We start from the raw sequence: 20,280 nt of genomic DNA, 5'->3' as shown, positions 1-20,280 counted from the left end.
ACCGACGGAGCCGAGCGATGGGCCATCTGATCCTGAACGACCTGGACGACGACCTGCTGAACCGCCTGAAGACCCGCGCCGCGACTCACGGCCGCTCTTTGGAAGAAGAGCATCTCGCCATCCTGAGAGAGGCGCTGAGTTCGTCGACCGACCAGCCGGTCGCGGAGGACGAGCCCAGCGACTTTTGGGAACGCGCCGCGCGCCGCCGCGAGCGGATGCGCGAACGGCTGGGCGGACAGCCTTTTCCCGATACGACCCGGATGATCCGTGAGATGCGGGATCAGCGTGCCGGACTGATCCCGGACGACGAGGAATGACACGCTCCTTCGTCATCGACACGAGCATCGCCGTGAAGTGGGAGGTGCCCGAGCCGGACTCGGAACTGGCAGGCGGGCTGCGCCGGTTTCAGCTGCTGGCACCCGATCTGCTGCGCATCGAATGCGGCAACGTGTTCTGGCGGTTGGCTTCGGCGGGCAAAATGCCCGTGGAGGAGGCTTTCGGAGCGCTGTCCGATCTCAGCTCCGGTCTGATCGCCTTCCACCCCTGCGCCGACCTTGAACAGGATGCGCTGCGCATCGCGCTCGACCTGGGACATCCCGTGTACGACTGCTATTACCTCGCGCTCAGCCTGCGCACGGGCAGCCCGCTCGTCACCGACGACCGACGCCTTCTCCGCGTGGCGCGGGAGGATGACCACTTCCGGCCGCTCGTGCGCTCTCTGACCGAAGCGCTTGACGAGCACCCTTGACCCCGCACCCCCGCACCCCCTAATCCTGGCGCCATGTTCAGTCTTTCGAAGCTCCTGTTCCTGGCGCTGGTGATCGGCGCGGTGTGGTTCGGCTGGCGCTGGTTCAACCGCGTCGGCGCGGTCGGGCGCGAGCGCCTGCGCGAACGCGAGCAGCGTGCCGGCGGCGGCCCGTTCGGCGCCGGCGCCGGCGCCAACCCCCGCGCGCCCCGTTCCACGAACGGGGACTCCATGACCGAGGACATGGAGAAGTGCCCGGAATGCGGCGCCTATGTCGCCCCGCGCTCCGCCGTGTCCTGCGGCCGGCCGGGTTGTCCTTACGGTCGGTAACCCCTTAAGCCCCGGCGGGCGCTTGATTCCCGGAATACCGCCGCGTATCGTGCGGCGCGTTTTTCCACACCAATCATAAGTGACCGCCGATGGCCTCCCAGAGCGGGTCTTCCCAAGACAGCCGCGGCCTGTCCTTCCAGGCCCTGATCCTCAAGCTCCACCAGTTCTGGTCGGAGCAGGGCTGCGTGATCCTGCAGCCTTACGACATGGAGGTGGGTGCGGGCACCTTCCATCCGGCGACGACCCTGCGGGCGCTCGGCCCGCAGCCGTGGAAGGCGGCCTATGTGCAGCCCTCCCGCCGGCCGAAGGACGGCCGCTACGGCGAGAACCCGAACCGGCTGCAGCACTATTACCAGTATCAGGTGATCCTGAAGCCCTCGCCGGCCAACGCGCAGGACCTCTACCTGCAAAGCCTGAAGGTGCTGGGCATCGACCCGTCGCTGCACGACATCCGCTTCGTCGAGGACGACTGGGAGAGTCCGACGCTCGGCGCCTGGGGTCTGGGCTGGGAGGTCTGGTGCGACGGCATGGAGGTCACCCAGTACACCTATTTCCAGCAGGTCGGCGGCATCGAGTGCGACCCGGTGGCGGTGGAACTGACCTACGGGCTGGAACGTCTGGCCATGTACGTGCAGGGCGTGGAGAACGTCTACGACCTGGACTTCAACGGGCAGGGTGTGAAGTACGGCGACGTTTTCAAGCGTGCCGAGGTCGAGTATTCGGCGCACAACTTCGAGCACGCCAACACCGACATGCTGCTCCAGCATTTCAAGGACGCCGAGGCCGAGTGCCAGTCGCTGATCGCCAAGGGCGTCGCCCTGCCGGCCTACGACCAGTGCATCAAGGCGTCGCACCTCTTCAACCTGCTGGACGCGCGCGGCGTCATCAGCGTCGTGGAGCGCGCCGCCTACATCGGCCGCGTGCGCGCGCTGGCGAAGGCCTGCTGCGAGGCCTGGACCGCCGGGGGGGCCAAGTAAGACCATGCCCGAACTTCTGATCGAATTCTTCTCCGAGGAAATCCCGGCCCGCATGCAGGCGCGCGCGGCGGACGACCTCAAGCGCCTCGTCACCGAGAAGCTGGCCGCCAACGGCCTGTCTTTCGACAAGGCCGAGGCCCACTCCACCCCCCGCCGCCTCACCCTCGTCCTCGACGGCTTGGCCGAGCGCACCGCCGACGTCCGCGAGGAGAAGAAGGGCCCGCGCGTCGGCTCGCCGGAGCAGGCCGTTGCCGGCTTCCTGAAGTCCGCCGGCCTGACCAGCCTCGACCAGTGCGAGCAGCGCGACACCGGCAAGGGCGTCTTCTACTTCGCCGTGGCGGAGAAGAAGGGCCGCGCGACGGCCGAGGTGCTGGCGGAGATCATCCCGGCCGTCATGGCCGACTTCCCCTGGCCGAAGTCCATGCGCTGGGGCACCAGCACGGTGCGCTGGGTGCGCCCGCTGCACTCCATCATCGCGCTGTTCGGCGGCACGGTCCTGGAAGGGTCCTTCGACCTCGGCGGCAGCCAGGGCAAGCTGGTGTTCGGCAACAGCACCCGCGGCCACCGTTTCCTGTCGCCGGACAGCTTCACCGTCAGCGACTTCGCCGACTACAAGGCCAAGCTGCGCGCCGCGCACGTCGTGCTGGACCGTGAAGAGCGCAAGGCCAAGATCAAGGCCGACGCCGAGGCGCTCGCCGCCAAGGAAGGCCTGACCCTGTCGCCCGACGACGGGCTGCTGGAGGAGGTCGCCGGCCTCGTCGAATGGCCGGTCGCGCTGGTCGGCTCCATCGACGAGAAGTTCATGGACGTGCCGTCGGAGGTGCTGATCACCTCCATGCGCACGCACCAGAAGTATTTCGCGCTGCTGGACAAGGCCGGGAAGATGGCCCCGCGCTTCGTCGTGGTCGCCAACACCCAGACGGCGGACGGGGGCAAGGCCATCGTCGCCGGCAACGAGCGCGTGCTGCGCGCCCGCCTGTCCGACGCCAAGTTCTTCTGGGACCAGGACCGCAAGACGAAGCTGGAGGAGCGCGTCCCGCGGCTGGCCGCCATCACCTTCCACGCCAAGCTCGGCACGGTGGCGGAGAAGGTCACCCGCGTGCAGATCCTGGCGGCGGAGATCGCCCGCGCCATCGGCGCCGACGCCGATGCGGCCACCCGCGCCGCGCTGCTGTCCAAGGCGGACCTCGTGACCGAAGTGGTCGGCGAGTTCCCCGAGGTCCAGGGCATCATGGGCCGCTACTACGCCCTGGGCGAGGGCGAGAACCCGGTGGTCGCCGAGGCCATCGCCGAGCATTACAAGCCGCTGGGCCCGTCCGACAGCTGCCCGAAGGCCCCGGTGTCGGTCGCTGTGGCGCTGGCCGACAAGCTGGACACGCTGGTCGGCTTCTTCGCCATCGACGAGAAGCCCACGGGCTCCAAGGACCCCTACGCGCTCCGCCGCGCGGCCTTGGGCATCATCCGCCTGATCCTGGAGAACGGCCTGCGGCTGAACCTCGCCCAGGTCTTCAAGGCCGCCCACGGTGCCTACGGCGTCGGCGGCTTCGCCGCGGCCGATTCGGTGGCGTCGGACCTCATGGCCTTCTTCGCCGATCGCCTGAAGGTCACGCTGCGCGACCAGGGTGTGCGCCACGACTTGATCGACGCGGTGTTCGCGCTGGGTGGTGAGGACGACCTCGTCCGCCTGCTCGCCCGCGTGACGGCGTTGCAGGCCTTCGTCGGCTCCGAGGAGGGGGCGAACCTGCTGGCTGCCTACAAGCGCGCCAGCAACATCGTCCGCATCGAGGAGAAGAAGGACGGCAAGGCCTACGACCAGCCGGTCGACCCGGCCCTGCTGACGCTGGCGGAGGAAAAGGACCTCTACGGCGCCCTGACCGACGCCGCGGCGACGGCCAAGCCGCTGCTGGCGCAGGAGGACTTCACCGGCACCATGGGGGCGCTCGCCCGCCTGCGCGGCCCGGTGGACGCCTTCTTCGACAAGGTGACGGTGAACGCCGAGCAGGCCGACCTGCGCGCCAACCGCCTGCGCCTGCTGAGCCAAATCCGCGCCACGCTGAACGCCGTGGCGGATTTCTCGCGGATTGAGGGGTGATCGGCGGTGTAGGGGAGGGTGGTCGCGTAGGGCCCCCACCCTAACCCTCCCCCATCTCCGACGGGGGAGGGAACTCCGCCGCTCCGCGACAAAGCCCCTCCCCCCGCGAAGTGGGGGGAGGTTGGGAGGGGGGCCCTACGCGACCACGTCCCACTCCCCACCTCCCCCAAATTGTCCAGCCATCAAACATTCGACGGCGTATGATCCGTCCCCATGTCGGGTCGCGGCCGTTCCGTGACCGATCGCCGGACTGAAGCGACCGGCCACACCAACGGATCCAACCACAGGCGCGCGGCCCCTCGGACGAACTGTTCGGGAGGAACGGGCATGACCATCCGAAACCCGGCTGAATGGGGCGCAGCCCATTTCAAAGTCTGGTCGCACGCCGTGGCCGAGGCGAGCCACGCCGTCTCGCCGACCGGCGAGGACCGCAGCGCCTACGAGCCGACGGTGCGCCGCATCCGCACCGCCGACCTGCGCGACGCGCTGGCGAAGGGGCTTCAGGACTTCGCGGCCTACCGCACCGACGTTTTTTTCCTGTGCCTGATCTATCCGCTGGTCGGCCTCGTGCTGGCGGTCGCGGTGTTCAACGGCGATGCCTTGCACCTGCTGTTCCCGCTGGCCTCCGGCTTCACGCTGATCGGCCCCTTCGCGGCGATCGGCCTCTACGAGATGAGCCGGCGGCGGGAGCAGGGGGCCACCGTCACCTGGGCCGACGCCTTCGGCGTGGCGGCCTCGCCGGCCTTCGGCGCGGTTCTGGTGATGGGGCTGATCCTGACCGCGATCTTCCTGCTCTGGCTGGTCGCGGCGCAGCTGATCTACATGGCGACGATCGGGCCGCAGGCTCCCGACACCGTCGGCGCCTTCCTGGACCAGACCATCACCACCCGCGCCGGCTGGGCGATGATCATCCTCGGCTGCGGGGTGGGATTCCTGTTCGCGGCCGTGGTGCTGGCGATCAGCGTGGTCAGCTTCCCGCTGCTGCTCGACCGCCGCGTCGGCGTGGCGATGGCCATCCGCACTTCGGTCCGCGCCACCCTGAAGAACCCGGAGCCCATGGCGCTGTGGGGGCTGATCGTCGTCGGGGCCCTGATCCTCGGCTCGATCCCGGCCTTTGTCGGGCTCGCCATCGTCATGCCGGTGCTGGGGCACGGAACCTGGCACCTTTACCGCCGGCTGGTGCCGGACTGACCGGGCTCTCGGAAGAGGCGGGACGGGCAGGGGACTGGGATCCCCCGCCCGGCACCCGCCTTGGGGCCGTCACACGACGCCGTCAGACGAAGGCGTGTTCGGCGATGTCCGGCTCCGCCGCGGCCTGCGCCACCGCGTCGGCGGTCGACACCACCTTCACGCCGGCCAGCGCCAGCATGGTGACGATGGCGTTCGGGTAGTCCGCCATGTCGCTGCCGCCCATATGGCCGTGGTTGTAGCCGCTGAAGGTCGTCACCGCCACGTTCGCGGCGTTGGTGGCGAAGCTGGCGCTTTCCGCCGGAACCACGGTGTCGCCGCTGTTCTGGGTGGTCTGCGCCGTGATCGCGTCGATCCCGTTGAAGGTGAAGGCATAGTCCGACCCGCTGTCGGCGCAGGTCGCCATGTCGATACCGGCAAAGCAATAGTAGGGCTTCGGCGGCTTGGCCGTGTAGTTCAGGTTGCCGAAGAAGGTCTTCGTCTCGGCCAGCACGCCGGTCTTGAGGCCCTTCAGCGCCAGCACGGCCTGGAAGACGGTCTCGCCGGCGTCATAGATGTCGTACAGTTTCGTGGCGTCGTCCCCGGTGCCCTGAACGAACAGCTGCTGGTTCGGGGCCGCCAGATCCGGCGGCAGCAGCTCGTAGGTGGACGGGAAGCCCTTGCTGTCCACGGCCTCCTGCAGGAACCAGTTCACGAACAGCTTGGCGTACCAGGGCAGGGACATGGTGTCGGCCAGCGTCCCCAGGATCGCCGACAGGGCCAGCGGCGCGCCCAGGTGCGGCGTGGCCAGCGTGGTCAGCGACTGCAGGTTGCTCCACCAGCTCGTCGACGACGAGACGATGCCCGATTCCAGCATCCCGCGGCAGACCAGCCCGCCCATGCTGTGGCCGACGAGGTACAGGTTGTAGGCCTGGTCCTGGGCCTTGTAGGCGGCGTCCAGGTAGGAAATCGCGCCGGACAGCCAGTTCGCCGAGGCCATGTTGTCCTGACGCCAGTCGTAGGGGACCATGTAGAACAGCAGGTCGGACACCGGCACCGGCGTGCTGTTGGTCTGCACCGCCGTGTTGTAGGTGAAGGTGGTGAAGGCCGTGCCGCTCTGGAAGTTGGACGCGGTCGTCAGGTAGCTGAGCAGGCTGCCGTAGCACGCGACCTGTTCCGTGCTCGACAGCGGGTAGGAGGAGACGACGTTTCCGACGGCCAGGTTGCCGACGTTCAGCACGTCGTAGGCGTCTTCCAGCTTCTGGGCGATGCCGTCATCGCTGTTCATGACGTTCGGCCACACGTTGGTGGTGCCGTCGTACAGTTCCGACGCGGTCGTCCCCGGAACGAAAACGATGACCGTCGCGGTTCCCGACATTGAAGCCTCCGATTGTAGTATTGTTGCGATATATCCTTTATCGAAGCAATTTACCGCACTCAATCCAACAAAGTTGACAAATGTCGACGAGAGTCGACCGATGGGTGCATATCGATGCGCCGGGCGTCTCAAGGGTTTCCCCCAACCCTCCCGCCGGGCGGGGCAGGGCCGATGTGCGTTCCCTTCCCCCCCAGCGGAGGGAGGGACAGGGTGGGAGCAATCGCGAATTCGTGGGCTCCACCCCTTATGGACGGATCCATCGGATTCGGTGTGACACAAAACGGATACGCACGGTCGCGCTCACGCTATGCAACGGATCGTCTTGTGTTCTCCTTCCGCGGGGAGATAGAAGGTCACCATCGGATGCGGTTGCGCGGTCATACCAGATGGACACGCGTCCATCGGTGACGCGCGCAGCCGACGGCCGGACGACCATAGAGGTGAACGAGGATTTCACGATGGCGAGCCAGGGCGACAGCAAGTGGGTCTACAGCTTCGGGGCCGGTGCCACCGAAGGCCGCGCGGACATGAAGAATCTCCTCGGCGGCAAGGGTGCCAATCTGGCCGAGATGGCCAACCTGGGACTTCCGGTTCCTCCGGGCTTCACCATCACCACAGAGGTCTGCACGTACTTCTATGCCAACGGCCGCAACTATCCGCCGGAGCTGAAGAGCCAGGTGGAAACGGCGGTGAAGCGGCTGGAGAAGGCCATGGACGCCAGCTTCGGCGACCCGGCCAACCCGCTGCTGGTGTCGGTGCGCTCCGGCGCCCGCGCCTCCATGCCGGGCATGATGGACACGGTGCTGAACCTCGGCCTGAACGACGCGACGGCCGCGGGCCTCGCCAAGCGCTCGGGCGACGCCCGATTCGCGTACGACAGCTACCGCCGCTTCATCCAGATGTACTCGAACGTGGTGCTGGACGTCGACCACCACCACTTTGAAGAGATCCTGGACAACCACAAGCGCGACAAGAGCCACAACCTCGACACCGACCTGTCGGCCGAGGACTGGCAGGCGGTCATCGAGGACTACAAGAAGGCGGTCGAGCATGAACTCGGCAAGCCCTTCCCGCAGGACGTGCAGGAGCAGCTGTGGGGCGCCGTCGGCGCCGTGTTCGGCTCCTGGATGAACGCCCGCGCCATCACCTACCGCAAGCTGCACGACATCCCGGCCAGCTGGGGCACCGCGGTCAACGTGCAGTGCATGGTGTTCGGCAACATGGGCAACGACTGCGCCACCGGCGTGGCCTTCACCCGCAACCCGTCCACCGGCGAGAACGCCTTCTACGGCGAATACCTCGTCAACGCCCAGGGCGAGGACGTGGTGGCCGGCATCCGCACGCCGCAGCACCTGACCATCGCCGGCAAGCTCGCCAACAAGTCCGACCTCCCCGCCATGGAAGAGGTCATGCCGGAGGTCTTCAACCAGCTGAACGAGGTTCGCCTCAAGCTGGAGAAGCACTACCGCGACATGCAGGACATCGAGTTCACGGTCCAGCAGAACAAGCTGTTCATGCTGCAGACCCGCAACGGCAAGCGCACGGCCCCGGCCGCGCTGAAGATCGCCGTTGATCTGGCCAACGAAGGCCTGATCGACCAGGCCGAAGCCGTGCGCCGCATCGACCCGGCCTCGCTCGACCAGCTGCTGCACCCGACGCTCGACCCGAAGGCCGACCGCAAGGTCATCGCCAAGGGCCTGCCGGCGTCGCCGGGTGCGGCCTCGGGCAAGGTCGTCTTCACCGCCGACGAGGCGGAGACCCAGGCCGGCCAGGGCGAGTCGGTCATCCTCTGCCGCATCGAGACGTCGCCGGAAGACATCCACGGCATGCACGCGGCCCGCGGCATCCTGACGACCCGCGGCGGCATGACCAGCCACGCGGCCGTCGTGGCTCGCGGCATGGGCCGCGCCTGCGTGTCGGGTGCGGGCGACCTGCGTATCGACTACAAGTCGAAGATCATGATGGTGCGCGGCCTGACGGTGAAGGAAGGCGACATCCTCACCATCGACGGTTCGACCGGCGAGGTGATGCTGGGCGAAGTCCCGACCATCCAGCCGGAACTGTCGGGCGACTTCGCCACGCTGATGGGCTGGGCTGACGGCATCCGCCGCATGAAGATCCGCACCAACGCGGAAACCCCGCTCGACGCCCGCACCGCGCGGAAGTTCGGCGCGGAGGGCATCGGCCTGTCGCGCACCGAGCACATGTTCTTCGACCCGGACCGCATCCTGGCGGTGCGCGAGATGATCCTGGCGGAGAACGAGGCTGGCCGCCGCGCCGCGCTGGCGAAGCTGGAGCCCTTCCAGAAGAAGGACTTCGTCGAGCTGTTCACGATCATGTCCGGCCTGCCGGTCACCATCCGCCTGCTCGACCCGCCGCTGCACGAGTTCCTGCCGAACACCGACGCGGAGATGGAGGAGGTCGCCAAGGCCACCGGCACCGACCTGCTGCGGGTGAACCACCGCGTGGTTCAGCTGCACGAGGCCAACCCGATGCTCGGCCACCGCGGCTGCCGCCTCGGCATCACCTACCCCGAGATCTACGAGATGCAGGCCCGCGCCATCTTCAGCGCGGCCGCCGAAGTCTGCAAGACCACGGGCGAGACGGTGATGCCGGAGGTCATGATCCCGCTCATCGGCACCAAGAAGGAGCTGGACATCCTCAAGGCCGTCGTGGACCGCGTCGCCAAGGAGGTCATGGAGTCGACGGGCGTCACGTTCGAATACATGGTCGGCACCATGATCGAGCTGCCGCGCGCCGCCCTGAAGGCCGGTGAGATCGCCGAGTCGGCGGAGTTCTTCTCCTACGGCACGAACGACCTGACCCAGACCACCTTCGGCCTGTCGCGCGACGACGCCGGCGCCTTCCTGCCGGAGTACCAGCGCCAGGGCATCCTGGAGCACGACCCGTTCCAGACGCTCGACCAGGACGGCGTCGGCGAGCTGATCGCCATCGCCACGGAGCGCGGCCGCAAGGTCCGCCCGAACATCAAGCTCGGCATCTGCGGCGAGCATGGCGGCGACCCGGCCTCCATCTCCTTCTGCGAGAAGGTCGGGCTCGACTACGTGTCCTGCTCGCCCTACCGCGTGCCGATCGCGCGTCTGGCCGCCGCCCAGGCGGCTCTGGCCGCCGACACGGTCAAGCGCGACTGACCTGACACAGCGAAGGCCCCCTCTCCGGGGGCCTTCGTCTTTTCGGACTGCCTTTCGCGCACGAAGCGAGGGGAGGGGGTGTTCGAATGTTTGATGAAGCCGCTTCCCGCCTCACGACCCTCCTGGAGGAGGGCTCCGGCCCCACCGCCGCCCGGACCGCCGTGCTGGCCGCCTGCTCCGGCGACCGCTTCTGGACCACCGGCTTCGCCCGCGCGGGGGAAGCGCCCCCGGCCCCGACCGCCCGGTTCCTGACCTACAGCATCACCAAGACCATGGCCGCGGCGGCCGCCCTGCGCCTGGCCGGCCGGGGCGAAATCGACCTCGACGCGCCGCTGGACCGCTGGCTGCCGGACTTCGCCCCCGCCGCCCGCCTGACCCTGGCCGACCTGCTGTCGCACCGGGCCGGCCTCTACAACTACGGCGGCATGCCCACGTACCACGCCGCCGTCCGCGCCGGCGCGGAGCCCTGGACGGAGGACGAGTTCCTCGCCCGCTGCCGCGCCGCCGAGCCCTTCGCCCCGCCGGGGCAGCAATTCTCCTACTCCAACATCGGCTACCTGCTGGTGAAGCGCCTGCTGGAGCGCGCCTCCGGCCTGTCCTTCGCCGCCCTGCTGGAGCGGGAGCTGTTCGGCCCCCTCGGCCTGACCGACTGGTCCGTTCCCACGACCCGCGCCGACCTCGCCGGCCTCCACCTCGGCCCTAGCCCCTATCTGGGCGGCGACGGCCCGCCGGTCGCCGTGGCCGGCCTCTACCACCCCGGCTGGGTATCGCACGGCGTGGTCGCCGCCACCGCGCTCGACACCGCCCGCCTGCTGCACGGCCTCTTCACCGCCGGCCTGCTGGCTCCCCAACTTGCCGCCCGCATGGTGAGTTCATGGCCCGTCCCCGGCCAGATGCGCGGCCGCCCCTGGGTGGAGCCCGGCTACGGCCTCGGCCTGATGGTGGAGCGCGACCCGCAGGCCGGCCCCTGCTGGGGCCACACCGGCGGCGGCCCGGGCTGCACCCCCACGGCCTACCATTTCCCCGGCCCCACACCCCTGACCATCGCCGTCTTCACCGACGGCGAGGACGGCGACCAAGCCGAATGGATGGTGATGGAAGCCGCGGACGCGCTGCGGTCCCCGCGGTAAGCCCTGGCGCTGGGCCCCCACCCATCCTCCCCCACTTCGCGGGGGAGGGGTTTTGGCATCGGAGCGGCGGAGTTCCCTCCCCCGTCGAAGATGGGGGAGGGTTAGGGTGGGGGCCCAGTGCGACAACCCTGCGCCTAACCCCGGTCGAACAGCTCCATCTCCCCCTCCACGGCAGTGCCTTTCAGCGCCTTCAGGAAGTCCAGCTCCTGGTGCACCGTCTCGCGTTCGGTTTCCGGCCGCAGCAGGCGGCGGAAGGCCTTGCCGGTGGTGGGGAAGAAATGCACGCGGCGGCCGGCCGGGCCGCCCAGATCCTCGCCGGCGAGCGCCAGCCCCTCCCGCCGCACATAGTCCAGGGCGAAATCCCGGTTGGCCGCGCCCACGTCCAGGCTGGTCTCGATGACGCGGGCGCCGCCGAACAGCTTCACCTCCAGCCGCTCGCGCCGCGCGCCGCGGGCCAGCAGGTCGTTGATCAGCCGCTCCATCGCCACGCTGCCATAGCGGGTGGCGACGCCGAAGCCGTCCCCGACCGGGGACCCCGGCAGCAGGAAGTGGTTCATGCCACCGACTAGCGCCACGGGATCGTGGATGCAGGCGGCGACGCAGGATCCCAGCGTCGTCACCAGCATGTCGTCGGCGCGGCTGGAGATGCGGTGATGGCCCAGCACCACCGGCACCACATAGGCCTGGAACTCCGGATCGAAGAAGCTGCCGTCCGCCCGCAGCCCGTCGGCCGCGGTTCGCCGGTCAACCGTGCCGTCGAAGCCGCCGGTGTGCTGGAAAGGATTCAGTCCGCCACGCGTCATGATCGTCAGCGCTACAGCAGGACGACCCAGGAGGCCTCGCGGCCCTTCGGCGCCTCCCGCACCCGCAGGTGCACGCGCTGGCCCGTCTCCAGCTCCAGCAGGTTGCAGCGGCGCAGCACGCTCTTGTGCACGAACACGTCCTTGGCGCCGTCGTCGGCGGTCACGAAGCCGAAGCCCTGCTCCGGCTTGAACCACTTCACGGTGCCGGTGACCTCCGTCTCCGGCCCGGTGGGCGCCGCGCGCCGGTCCGCCGCCGGCTGTTGCTGCTGCCCGGCACCGCCGACCACGCCCTCGCTCACCACCTCCAGGATGTGGGCGACCTGCGGGCCCTTGCCGCCCGGCAGGATCTGGCACAGAAGCTCCGCCCCGTCGCCGATCTCGTGCCGGCCGATGCGGTTCAGGACGGAGATGTGGAGGAAGGCGTCCCCCGTCCCGTCCTCCGGCGACACGAAGCCGAAGCCCTTGGCGGCGTTGAACCATCGGACGGTGGCCCGCGTGCGGGCGCCTTCGCTGAGCGATGGTCCGGAGAAGGGCGGGCCGGAGAAGGGCGGGGTGGGGTCGTACCGGGACAAGGGCTGGTATCCTTCGGCCAAGGCATCGCGCGGTCATGCCGCTCCGGCGATGCCGATCCTTCCCGGTGCGTTCTGCCGGGGGCCCGCCGCGAAGAATTTAGCCACATCAACAATAGGGTCACCAGTGTAATTTTTCCTTCAACCCCCTGTGGCGATGCCTGCGGCGGTCGTTGGCGGTCTTGCGGCCCCAAAGTCGGCGGACCATTTCGCCCAAAGAGCGGTTACAATCGGCGCAAAACCCCTGCGTCCGGGGCGCCGGAAAAAAAGGGACGCACAAAGAACGATGAGGGAGAAGCGCATGGGTGAAGCGGCCCGCAACCTGTCAGAGCATCTCTGGGAACACGGCTATCCGCCGGAGGTGGACTGGAACGCGCCGCTGCCGGCGCAACCCCTGACGGCCCTGTTCGACGACTCGGCGGCCCGCTTCGCCGCGCGGCCGATGCTGGACTTCCTGGGCAAGCGCAGCAGCTACGCGGAGATCGCCGCCCTGGTGGACCGCGCGGCCAAGGGCTTCCAGGCCGCCGGGGTGGGGAAGGGCGTGCGCGTCGGCCTGTTCCTGCCCAACACCCCCTACTACGTGATCTGTTTCTTCGCCGTGTTGAAGGCCGGCGGCATCGTGGTGAACTTCAACCCCCTCTACGCGGAGCGGGAGTTGCAGCACCAGATCGCCGACAGCGGCGTGGAGATGATGGTCACGCTCGACCTGAAGGTCCTCTACGACAAGATGGCCCGCATGCTGGCCGAATCGCGGCTGAAGCGGCTGGTCGTCTGCCCGATGGCCGACATCCTGCCCTTCCCGAAGAACTGGCTGTTCCCCATCGCCAAGCGGGCGGAGGTGGCGCGCATCCCCGCCGACGACCGGCACCTGCCCTTCAAGCGGCTGGTCGCCAACGACGGGCGGCCGCAGCCTGTGACGGTCGATCCGGACAAGGACATCGCCGTCCTGCAATACACCGGCGGCACGACGGGCGTGCCGAAGGGGGCGATGCTGACCCACGCCAACCTCACCGCCAACACGGAGCAGTGCCGGCTGTGGTTCGTCGGCGCCAAGCCGGGGGAGGAGCGGATGCTGGGCGTGCTGCCCTTCTTCCACGTCTTCGCCATGACGGTGGTGATGAACCTCAGCATCCGGCTGGGGGCGGAGATCGTCATGCTCCCGCGCTTCAACCTGGACGAGGTGATGGAGACCATCCACAAGAAGCGGCCGACCCTGTTCCCCGCGGTGCCGACCATCTACACCGCCATCAACCATCACAAGCACCTGGAAAAGTACGACCTCTCCTGCGTCCGCTTCTGCTTCTCCGGCGGCGCGCCCCTGCCGGTGGAGGTGAAGCAGGCCTTCGAGCGGACGACCGGCTGCGTGCTGGTGGAAGGCTACGGCCTGTCGGAATCCTCGCCGGTGGCCACCGGCAACCCGATGACGGCGCCGGGCAAGGCCGGCTCCATCGGCCTGCCGCTGCCCGGCACGGTGATCGAGATCGTCAGCCTGGAGGAGCCGCGCCGCGTGCTGCCGCCCGGCGAGAAGGGGGAGGTCTGCATCCGCGGCCCGCAGGTGATGCAGGGCTATTGGAAGAAGCCGGAGGAGACCGCCATGACTCTGGTCGACGGGCGCCTGCACACCGGCGACGTCGGCTACATGGACGAGGACGGCTACACCTTCATCGTGGACCGCATCAAGGACATGATCCTGTGCAGCGGCTTCAACGTCTACCCACGCAACGTGGAGGAGGCGATCTACCTGCACCCGGCCGTGGCCGAATGCGTGGTGGCCGGCCTGCCCGACGAATACCGCGGCCAGACGGTGAAGGCCTACATCCGCGTGGACGAGGGCAAGACCCTGACCCGCGAGGAGCTGATCGACTTCCTGAAGGACAAGCTGTCGCCCATCGAAATGCCCAAGGTGATCGAGTTCCGCGACCAGCTGCCCAAGACCATGATCGGCAAGCTGTCCCGCAAGGCCCTGCTGGACGAGGAGGCGGCGCGCCGCGACGGCGCCGGGGGTGCGGCGTGACCTATCCCGACTCACCGAAGGGTGAGGCGTCGCCCGACGACGCGGTGAGGCGTCGCCGCTTGCGCGGTTTCCTCAACCACCTGATCGCCTATTTCATCGTGATGGTGGTGCTGGTGCCGGTGAACGCGGTGCTGGATCCCGGCTATCCTTGGTTCCTCTTCCCCCTGGTCGCCTGGGGAGCCCCTCTGGCGCTCCACGCGGCCTATGTGATGGGGTGGTGGGGACGCAAGAACGATACGGAGCCTGGACATGGCTGAATCTGGGGCCAAGCCCGGAACGGGCCGCACCGAACGCAAGGCGGTGCTGGCCCGCATCCACGGCAAGGTGCAGGGGGTGTGGTACCGCGGCTGGACCGTGGACACCGCGACCGCCTTCGGCCTCGACGGCTGGGTGCGCAACCGCAGCGACGGCACGGTGGAGGCGCTGTTCGCCGGCCCGCCTGACGCTGTGGACCGCATGCTGGAGGCCTGCCGCCGCGGCCCCTCCGCCGCCATCGTCCGCGACATCGCCATTGAGTCCGCCCGCGACCCGGGCTCCCTGCCGTTCGAGCAGCGCGGGACGCTGTGATGGAACGTTGTCGGGCTGGAGACGATTCACCACAAAGACACAAAGGCACAAAGATTTTCACAAAGAGCTGTCGATAAGCCGGCGCGCCAGCCTGTCGGCCGACGCCCCTTTGTGAAATTCTTAGTGTTCTTTGTGTCTTTGTGGTGAAAGCCCCTGGCAATTCAGCCACTGCTCGGATCGCACAACATGACGCGGTGTTCCCCGGTGCTCCTCGCCGCCGCGGCCATCCTCGCGGCGCTACCCGCGCTGGCCGACAGCCCGCTGAACCGGACGGAGGACGGGCACCAGCCGCCCGTGCCGCCCGGTGGCTACGACCTGCCGCTGGCCCCGCCGGTTGTGCGCTACCCGCTGCCGCCGCAGTGGGTGACGATCCGCTCCACCCAGGACTGGCGCAAGGCCGGACGCTTCGAAAAGGCGCTGAGCGACCTCTGCGCCGCCCGGACGTTCCGGGAGGTGATGCCCATGCGCTTCCGGGCCATCTTCAAGGGCGACGTGCTGGGCGTCGCCTTCGGCCACGGGCTGAACCTCTACGACCCGAAGAAGCAGGCCAACCGCAAGCTGATCTACCTGTTCCGCAACGGCGACTCGACCGGCTGCACGGTGGTCTCCATCACCAACGAGGACCTGCGCATCCTCAACGACGGCGAAGCGCTTGCAAAGAAGAAACCGTAGGTTGGGTGGAGCCACACGCCAACCAACGGCGGCGTCAACCCTCCGCCGGCCCGTCGCCGAACACCTCGGCGAAGCTCGCGATCAGCGCCGCGTCCACATCCTCCATGGTCACCAGGTGGCCCAGCGCCACCATGGACGTCACGCCATGCTCGCTGATCCCGCAGGGCACGATGCCGGAGAAGTGGGACAGGTCCGGCTCCACGTTCAGGGCGACGCCGTGGAAGCTGACCCAGCGCCGCACCCGCACGCCGATGGCGGCGATCTTGTCCTCCTGGCCCGGAGCGCCGCCGTAGGGGCGCTTGTCGACCCAGATGCCGACGCGGCCCTCGCGCCGCTCCCCCCTGATGTTGAAGGCGGCCAGCGTGCGGATCAGCCACTCCTCCAGGTCGTGGACGAAGGCCCGGATGTCGGCGCCGCGCTTCTTCAGGTCCAGCATCACATAGGCCACGCGCTGGCCGGGCCCATGGTAGGTGAACTGGCCGCCGCGACCGGCGTCGTAGACGGGGAAGCGGTCGGGCTCCAGCAGGTCCTCCCGGCGGGCGCTGGTGCCGGCGGTGTAGAGCGGCGGGTGCTCCAGCAGCCAGACCAGTTCCGGCGCGGTTCCGGCCCGGATGGCTTCCACGCGCGCCTCCATTTCCGCCAGGGCGTCCGGGTAGGGGACGGGCGTGTCGCTGATCCGCCATTCGATGCCATCAGCGATGGGGGCAGCGGCGGTCGCGAGGGCGTTCGGGTCGGTCTGGTGCAGGTCGCTCATGACGGAACGGAGACTTTCTTGACGGGCTGCGCGAGACGCCGCTTGATCGGGCGTTGGGGATCTGGTATTCCCCCGCTCCACCTGTTGGCAAGAGCAATCCTGTCAATGGTGCTACCAGCCTCGTGCGGTCGTGGCGGAATTGGTAGACGCGCAGCGTTGAGGTCGCTGTGGCAGAGATGCCGTGGAAGTTCGAGTCTTCTCGACCGCACCATCCCACATCGCTGGGACACTTCGAAAAGCCCGCAGGCCGAACGGCCGAGCGGGCTTTTTCGCGTCCTGGCCCTTCCTTCAGCGGAAGGTGACGTACTGGTCCAGCGCCACGCGGCGCAGGGTCTGCACGAGGTATGGTTGCGCGTTGTGGATCACCACCTGTCCCTTGGCGTCGCGGCAGCGGTTCGCCAGGATGAACAGCATGCCGATGGCCGTGGAATCCAGGAACGTCAGGTAGCGCAGGTCCAGGTGCACGTCCGGGCGGGCGGCGACGTCCCAATCCGCCAGCATGGCGTGGAACTTGGGGCTGTCGTCGTAGGTGAAACGCCCCGACAGCAGAATGCCTTCCTGGCCGTCGACCTCGGTGTAGGCGTATTCCATCGGTCCGTCCGCTGGCTGGGGAACCCTATTATGGGTGCCCTAACTTTTCCGCAAGCGCAAGCATTGCGCGAAGGAGGAACCGGGCGTGCGGGCGGCGTTTGCCATGCTGGACAAAGCGGAGGCGCACCTATATTTCGTGGGCGCCCCGGCGACGACCCGCGCGGGGGCTCCCCCAACCCGCAAACCCCGGTGCGCCATGGCCGCCAGCCCTCTGGACCATGCCGTCGCGTCGCGTTGCCATCGCTAAGGGAGGGTGTCCGCCATGCACGCCGACCCCCAGGAGCCGAATCGCATCCCGGACGATGAGCCGCAACGGGCGGCGGAACGCCCCCATCAACTCCGTGAGGCCCAGCTCCGTGAGGAAGGCGAGGAGGAGCGGCGCTACGGCGTCGAGCCGGAGTTCGTGGAGGAGGTCGTCGCCCACCTGCGCGACAACCGGCGCGAGGAGCTGCGCGCCGAGATCGCGGACCTGCACCCCGCCGACGTCGCCGACCTGATCGAGCAGCTGGGCCACGACGAGCGCGAGGCGCTGGTCGGCCTGCTGCGCCCCGACTTCGACGGCGAGGTGCTGAGCTACCTGAACCCCGACCTCCGCGAGGAGATCGTCGGGCTGTTCGAGCCGAAGGAACTGGCCGCCGCCGTCGCCGACCTCGACACCGACGACGCGGTGGACGTCATCGAGGACCTGGACGAGGAGACCCGGCGGGAGGTGCTGGAGAACCTGCCGGCCGCCGACCGCGCGCTGGTCCAGGAGAACCTGACCTACGACGAGTACACCGCCGGCCGCCTGATGCAGCGCGACCTGGTTGCGGTGCCGCTGTTCTGGACGGTCGGCAAGACCATCGACTACGTCCGCGCGGCGTCCGACGACCTGCCGGAGGATTTCTACGACATCTTCGTCGTCGACCCCATGCACCGGGTCGTCGGCGCCGTTCCGCTGTCGCGGCTGCTGCGGCAGAAGCGCTCCGTCCGCATCGCCGACATCGTGACGGAGGAGGTGGACACCATCCCGGCCACCATGGACCAGGAGGAGGTGGCGAACCTCTTCCGCCAGTACGCGCTGGTGTCCGCCCCGGTGGTGGACGCGGGCGGGCGGCTGATCGGCGTCATCACCGTGGACGACGTCGTCCACATCATCGACGAGGAGGCGGAGGACGACATCCGCAAGCTGGGCGGCGTCGGCGACACCGGCGTGTTCAGCGGCATCCGCGATATCGCCCGCTCGCGCGTGTGGTGGCTGGCGGTCAACCTCGTCACCGCCTTCATCGCGTCCGGCGTGATCTCGCTGTTCGAGGGCACGATCTCGCAGATCGTGGCGCTGGCCGTGCTGATGCCCATCGTCGCCTCCATGGGCGGCAACGCCGGCACCCAGACGCTGACCGTGGTGGTCCGCGCGCTGGCGACGCGCGAGCTGTCCTCCTCCAACGCGCTGCGCGTCGTTGGGAAGGAGGTGCTGGTCGGGCTGATCAACGGCGTGGTCTTCGCGGTGCTGGTCGGGCTGATCGCCTGGACCTGGTTCTCGCCCATGATCGGGGTGGTGATCGCCTGCGCCATGGTCATCAACCTGTTCGTCGCCGGCCTGTTCGGGGCGCTGCTGCCGCTGGGGCTCGACAAGCTGGGCGTCGATCCGGCGGTGGCCAGTGCCGTGTTCCTGACCACCGTCACCGACGTGGTCGGCTTCTTCGCCTTCCTGGGACTTGCCGCGGCGATTCTCCTGTAGGCCGATTTCGGGCTTGCCAAACCAAAGGTGGTTTTGGATTATCGCCGCATTGGCTGGGGTGCCGCGCGGGATGCGCTCGTGCGGCTGAGATCACACCCATCGAACCTGTCTGGATAATGCCAGCGAAGGGAGCCGCCGCATGCGATCTGCGCCCTCATTCGATTCTCCATCCGTCGCCATAGTCGGGGCCGGGGCCATTGGCCTGTCCATCGCCTGGAAGCTCGCCGCCGCCGGCTGCCGCGTCCAGGTCTTCGACCGTGGGCTTGCCGGCCGCGGCGCCACCCACGCGGCCGGCGGCATGCTCGCCGCCTGCGTGGAGACAGAGCCCGCCGAGGACAACCTGCTGCCGCTGACCCGCGCCTCCCAGGCGCTCTGGCCCGCCTTCGCGGCGGAGTTGGAAGAGGCGAGCGGCCAGTCCGTCGACCTGCGCACCGAAGGCACCATGGTCATCGCGCAGACCGCCGACGACGCGGCCAAGCTGCGCTTCCTCCATGGCCTCCAGTCCGGCTTCGGCCTGCCGGTGGAGTGGCTGAGCGGCGCGGAGGTGCGCCGGCGGGAGCCCTACCTCCAGCCCGGCGTGGCTGGCGCGCTCTACTGCGCGGAGGACCACCAGGTCGACAACCGCAAGCTCGCCGCCGCCCTGCACACCGCCGCCCTGCGCGCCGGGGTGGAACTGCACGAGAACGCCCCGGTCAGCCGCATCGAGATGCACAGTGGCCGCGTCACCGGCCTGCGCGTCGGCGATAATCTGGTCGAGGCCGACCGCGTCGTTCTGGCCGCTGGCGCCTGGTCCGCCGGCATCGAGGGCCTGCCCCCGGCCGCGCGCCCGCCCGTGCGTCCGGTCAAGGGCCAGATGGTCTGCCTGCGCATGGACCCGCGCCTGCCTCTGCTGCGCCACGTGGTGTGGACGCCCGGCACCTACCTGATCCCGCGGCTGGACGGCCGCCTGCTGATCGGCGCCACGACGGAGGAGCGCGGCTTCGACGACCGGCTGACCGCCGGGGGCCAGTTCGCCCTGCTGGAGGGCGCCTGGCGCGCCCTGCCGGGCATCGCCGAGCTTCCCATCGAGGAGGCCTGGGCCGGCTTCCGCCCCGGCAGCCGCGACGACGCGCCGATCCTCGGTCTGAGCGAGGTGGAAGGGCTGGTGCTCGCCACCGGGCACCACCGCAACGGCATCCTGCTGACCCCGGTCACCGCCGATTCCATCGCCCGCCTCGTCCTGACCGGCGAGAGCGACCCGGTGATCCGCCCCTTCGCGCTCGACCGCTTCCAGCCGAAGGGAGCCGCGGCATGAACGGCACCATCCGCATCAACGGCCGCGACGAGGATCTCGCCGCCGACACCGTTGCCGCCCTGCTGGCCGGCCGCGGCATCGTCCCCGGCACCCGCGGCGTCGCCGTGGCGCTGAACGGCGCCGTCGTCCCCTCCCGCCACTGGGACCAGACGCCGCTGTCCGCCGGCGACGCCCTGGAAATCATCCGCCCCGTCCAGGGCGGGTGAGGGGCAGAGTCCTTCTCCCCTCCGGGGAGAAGGGTTGGGATGAGGGGGCGGCCGCAGGCCGGAAACGCTGGCTCATTGCAGTGCTTGGACGCCCTTCGGGCGCCCCCTCACCCTAACCC

The 20,280-nt window shown here is 68.8% G+C and carries 20 protein-coding genes, 1 tRNA gene and 1 riboswitch; of the genes, 16 read left to right on the top strand and 5 right to left on the bottom strand.

Going from position 1 to position 20,280, the window contains the following annotated elements:
- Positions 1–17 precede the first annotated feature (17 nt).
- The 6 genes from J2851_RS25255 (at position 18) to J2851_RS25230 (ending at position 5,335) form a co-directional block, all read left to right on the top strand.
- Positions 18–317: a FitA-like ribbon-helix-helix domain-containing protein gene (locus J2851_RS25255; RefSeq protein ID WP_209769745.1), complete on the top strand. Its 300-nt coding sequence runs from the start codon at positions 18–20 to the stop codon at positions 315–317.
- Positions 314–748, top strand: coding sequence for a type II toxin-antitoxin system VapC family toxin (locus J2851_RS25250; protein ID WP_209769743.1), 435 nt, complete (start codon positions 314–316; stop codon positions 746–748). The genes J2851_RS25255 and J2851_RS25250 overlap by 4 nt, the downstream gene beginning before the upstream one ends.
- A gap of 33 nt (positions 749–781) precedes the next feature.
- Positions 782–1,075, top strand: a complete 294-nt coding sequence (locus tag J2851_RS25245; protein ID WP_209769741.1) for a hypothetical protein — start codon at positions 782–784, stop codon at positions 1,073–1,075.
- Between the two features lie 89 nt (positions 1,076–1,164).
- Positions 1,165–2,052, top strand: a complete 888-nt coding sequence (locus tag J2851_RS25240) for a glycine--tRNA ligase subunit alpha (protein ID WP_209769739.1) — start codon at positions 1,165–1,167, stop codon at positions 2,050–2,052.
- Positions 2,053–2,056: 4 nt separating this feature from the next.
- Complete coding sequence (gene glyS, locus J2851_RS25235; protein ID WP_209769737.1) at positions 2,057–4,144, top strand: glycine--tRNA ligase subunit beta; 2,088 nt, start codon at positions 2,057–2,059, stop codon at positions 4,142–4,144.
- A gap of 327 nt (positions 4,145–4,471) precedes the next feature.
- On the top strand, positions 4,472–5,335 hold the full coding sequence (locus J2851_RS25230) for a DUF2189 domain-containing protein (protein ID WP_209769735.1): 864 nt from the start codon (positions 4,472–4,474) through the stop codon (positions 5,333–5,335).
- Between the two features lie 82 nt (positions 5,336–5,417).
- Here J2851_RS25230 and J2851_RS25225 read toward each other — a convergent pair whose 3' ends face one another.
- The gene (locus tag J2851_RS25225; RefSeq protein WP_209769733.1) at positions 5,418–6,689 is read right to left on the bottom strand and encodes an esterase/lipase family protein; all 1,272 of its coding nucleotides are present in this window, start codon (positions 6,687–6,689) and stop codon (positions 5,418–5,420) included.
- Between the two features lie 458 nt (positions 6,690–7,147).
- On the opposite strand from J2851_RS25225, the gene ppdK reads away from it, so the two are divergent.
- Positions 7,148–9,841 carry a pyruvate, phosphate dikinase gene (gene ppdK / locus J2851_RS25220; RefSeq protein ID WP_209769908.1) on the top strand — a complete coding sequence of 898 codons (2,694 nt, stop codon included), beginning with the start codon at positions 7,148–7,150 and terminating at the stop codon, positions 9,839–9,841.
- An 86-nt stretch (positions 9,842–9,927) separates the two neighbouring features.
- Positions 9,928–10,971, top strand: a complete 1,044-nt coding sequence (locus J2851_RS25215) for a serine hydrolase domain-containing protein (protein WP_209769731.1) — start codon at positions 9,928–9,930, stop codon at positions 10,969–10,971.
- Positions 10,972–11,105: 134 nt separating this feature from the next.
- Here the strand turns inward: J2851_RS25215 and J2851_RS25210 are convergent, their stop codons facing one another.
- Both J2851_RS25210 and J2851_RS36390 read right to left on the bottom strand, forming a co-directional pair.
- Positions 11,106–11,774: a chemotaxis protein gene (locus J2851_RS25210; protein WP_209769730.1), complete on the bottom strand. Its 669-nt coding sequence runs from the start codon at positions 11,772–11,774 to the stop codon at positions 11,106–11,108.
- An 11-nt stretch (positions 11,775–11,785) separates the two neighbouring features.
- Positions 11,786–12,346, bottom strand: a complete 561-nt coding sequence (locus tag J2851_RS36390) for a cold-shock protein (RefSeq protein WP_209769729.1) — start codon at positions 12,344–12,346, stop codon at positions 11,786–11,788.
- Between the two features lie 298 nt (positions 12,347–12,644).
- Between J2851_RS36390 and J2851_RS25200 the strand changes: the two genes are divergently transcribed.
- From J2851_RS25200 to J2851_RS25185, 4 genes are all read left to right on the top strand, one after another.
- Positions 12,645–14,357, top strand: coding sequence for a long-chain-fatty-acid--CoA ligase (locus J2851_RS25200; RefSeq protein ID WP_209769728.1), 1,713 nt, complete (start codon positions 12,645–12,647; stop codon positions 14,355–14,357).
- Positions 14,354–14,614: a 2TM domain-containing protein gene (locus tag J2851_RS36005; RefSeq protein WP_209769727.1), complete on the top strand. Its 261-nt coding sequence runs from the start codon at positions 14,354–14,356 to the stop codon at positions 14,612–14,614. Before J2851_RS25200 ends, J2851_RS36005 begins: the two co-directional genes overlap by 4 nt.
- Complete coding sequence (locus tag J2851_RS25190; protein WP_209769726.1) at positions 14,607–14,924, top strand: acylphosphatase; 318 nt, start codon at positions 14,607–14,609, stop codon at positions 14,922–14,924. The genes J2851_RS36005 and J2851_RS25190 overlap by 8 nt, the downstream gene beginning before the upstream one ends.
- Before the next feature lie 186 nt (positions 14,925–15,110).
- A complete protein-coding gene (locus J2851_RS25185) occupies positions 15,111–15,596 on the top strand; it encodes a hypothetical protein (RefSeq protein WP_246500919.1) in 486 nt (161 codons plus the stop codon).
- 34 nt (positions 15,597–15,630) lie between these two features.
- Here the strand turns inward: J2851_RS25185 and lipB are convergent, their stop codons facing one another.
- Positions 15,631–16,350: a lipoyl(octanoyl) transferase LipB gene (gene lipB, locus J2851_RS25180; RefSeq protein ID WP_246500918.1), complete on the bottom strand. Its 720-nt coding sequence runs from the start codon at positions 16,348–16,350 to the stop codon at positions 15,631–15,633.
- A gap of 124 nt (positions 16,351–16,474) precedes the next feature.
- Between lipB and J2851_RS25175 the strand changes: the two genes are divergently transcribed.
- A tRNA-Leu gene (locus J2851_RS25175) sits at positions 16,475–16,561 on the top strand.
- Positions 16,562–16,638: 77 nt separating this feature from the next.
- Here the strand turns inward: J2851_RS25175 and J2851_RS25170 are convergent.
- A complete protein-coding gene (locus J2851_RS25170; RefSeq protein WP_209769725.1) occupies positions 16,639–16,941 on the bottom strand; it encodes an STAS domain-containing protein in 303 nt (100 codons plus the stop codon).
- A 262-nt stretch (positions 16,942–17,203) separates the two neighbouring features.
- On the opposite strand from J2851_RS25170, the gene mgtE reads away from it, so the two are divergent.
- From mgtE to thiS, 3 genes are all read left to right on the top strand, one after another.
- Positions 17,204–18,661: a magnesium transporter gene (gene mgtE, locus J2851_RS25165; protein ID WP_209769724.1), complete on the top strand. Its 1,458-nt coding sequence runs from the start codon at positions 17,204–17,206 to the stop codon at positions 18,659–18,661.
- A 44-nt stretch (positions 18,662–18,705) separates the two neighbouring features.
- Positions 18,706–18,809: riboswitch (TPP riboswitch) on the top strand.
- Positions 18,801–19,955, top strand: coding sequence for a glycine oxidase ThiO (gene thiO, locus J2851_RS25160; RefSeq protein ID WP_209769723.1), 1,155 nt, complete (start codon positions 18,801–18,803; stop codon positions 19,953–19,955). Its footprint overlaps the riboswitch before it by 9 nt.
- Entirely contained in the window at positions 19,952–20,161 is a 210-nt protein-coding gene (thiS, locus tag J2851_RS25155; RefSeq protein ID WP_209769721.1) for a sulfur carrier protein ThiS, read from the top strand. Before thiO ends, thiS begins: the two co-directional genes overlap by 4 nt.
- Positions 20,162–20,280: the final 119 nt, after the last annotated feature.

This window comes from Azospirillum rugosum (genome assembly GCF_017876155.1).
Taxonomy (GTDB): domain Bacteria; phylum Pseudomonadota; class Alphaproteobacteria; order Azospirillales; family Azospirillaceae; genus Azospirillum; species Azospirillum rugosum.
Note: the sequence above shows the minus strand (reverse complement) of the source record. Positions and strands in the feature narration are given on the sequence as shown.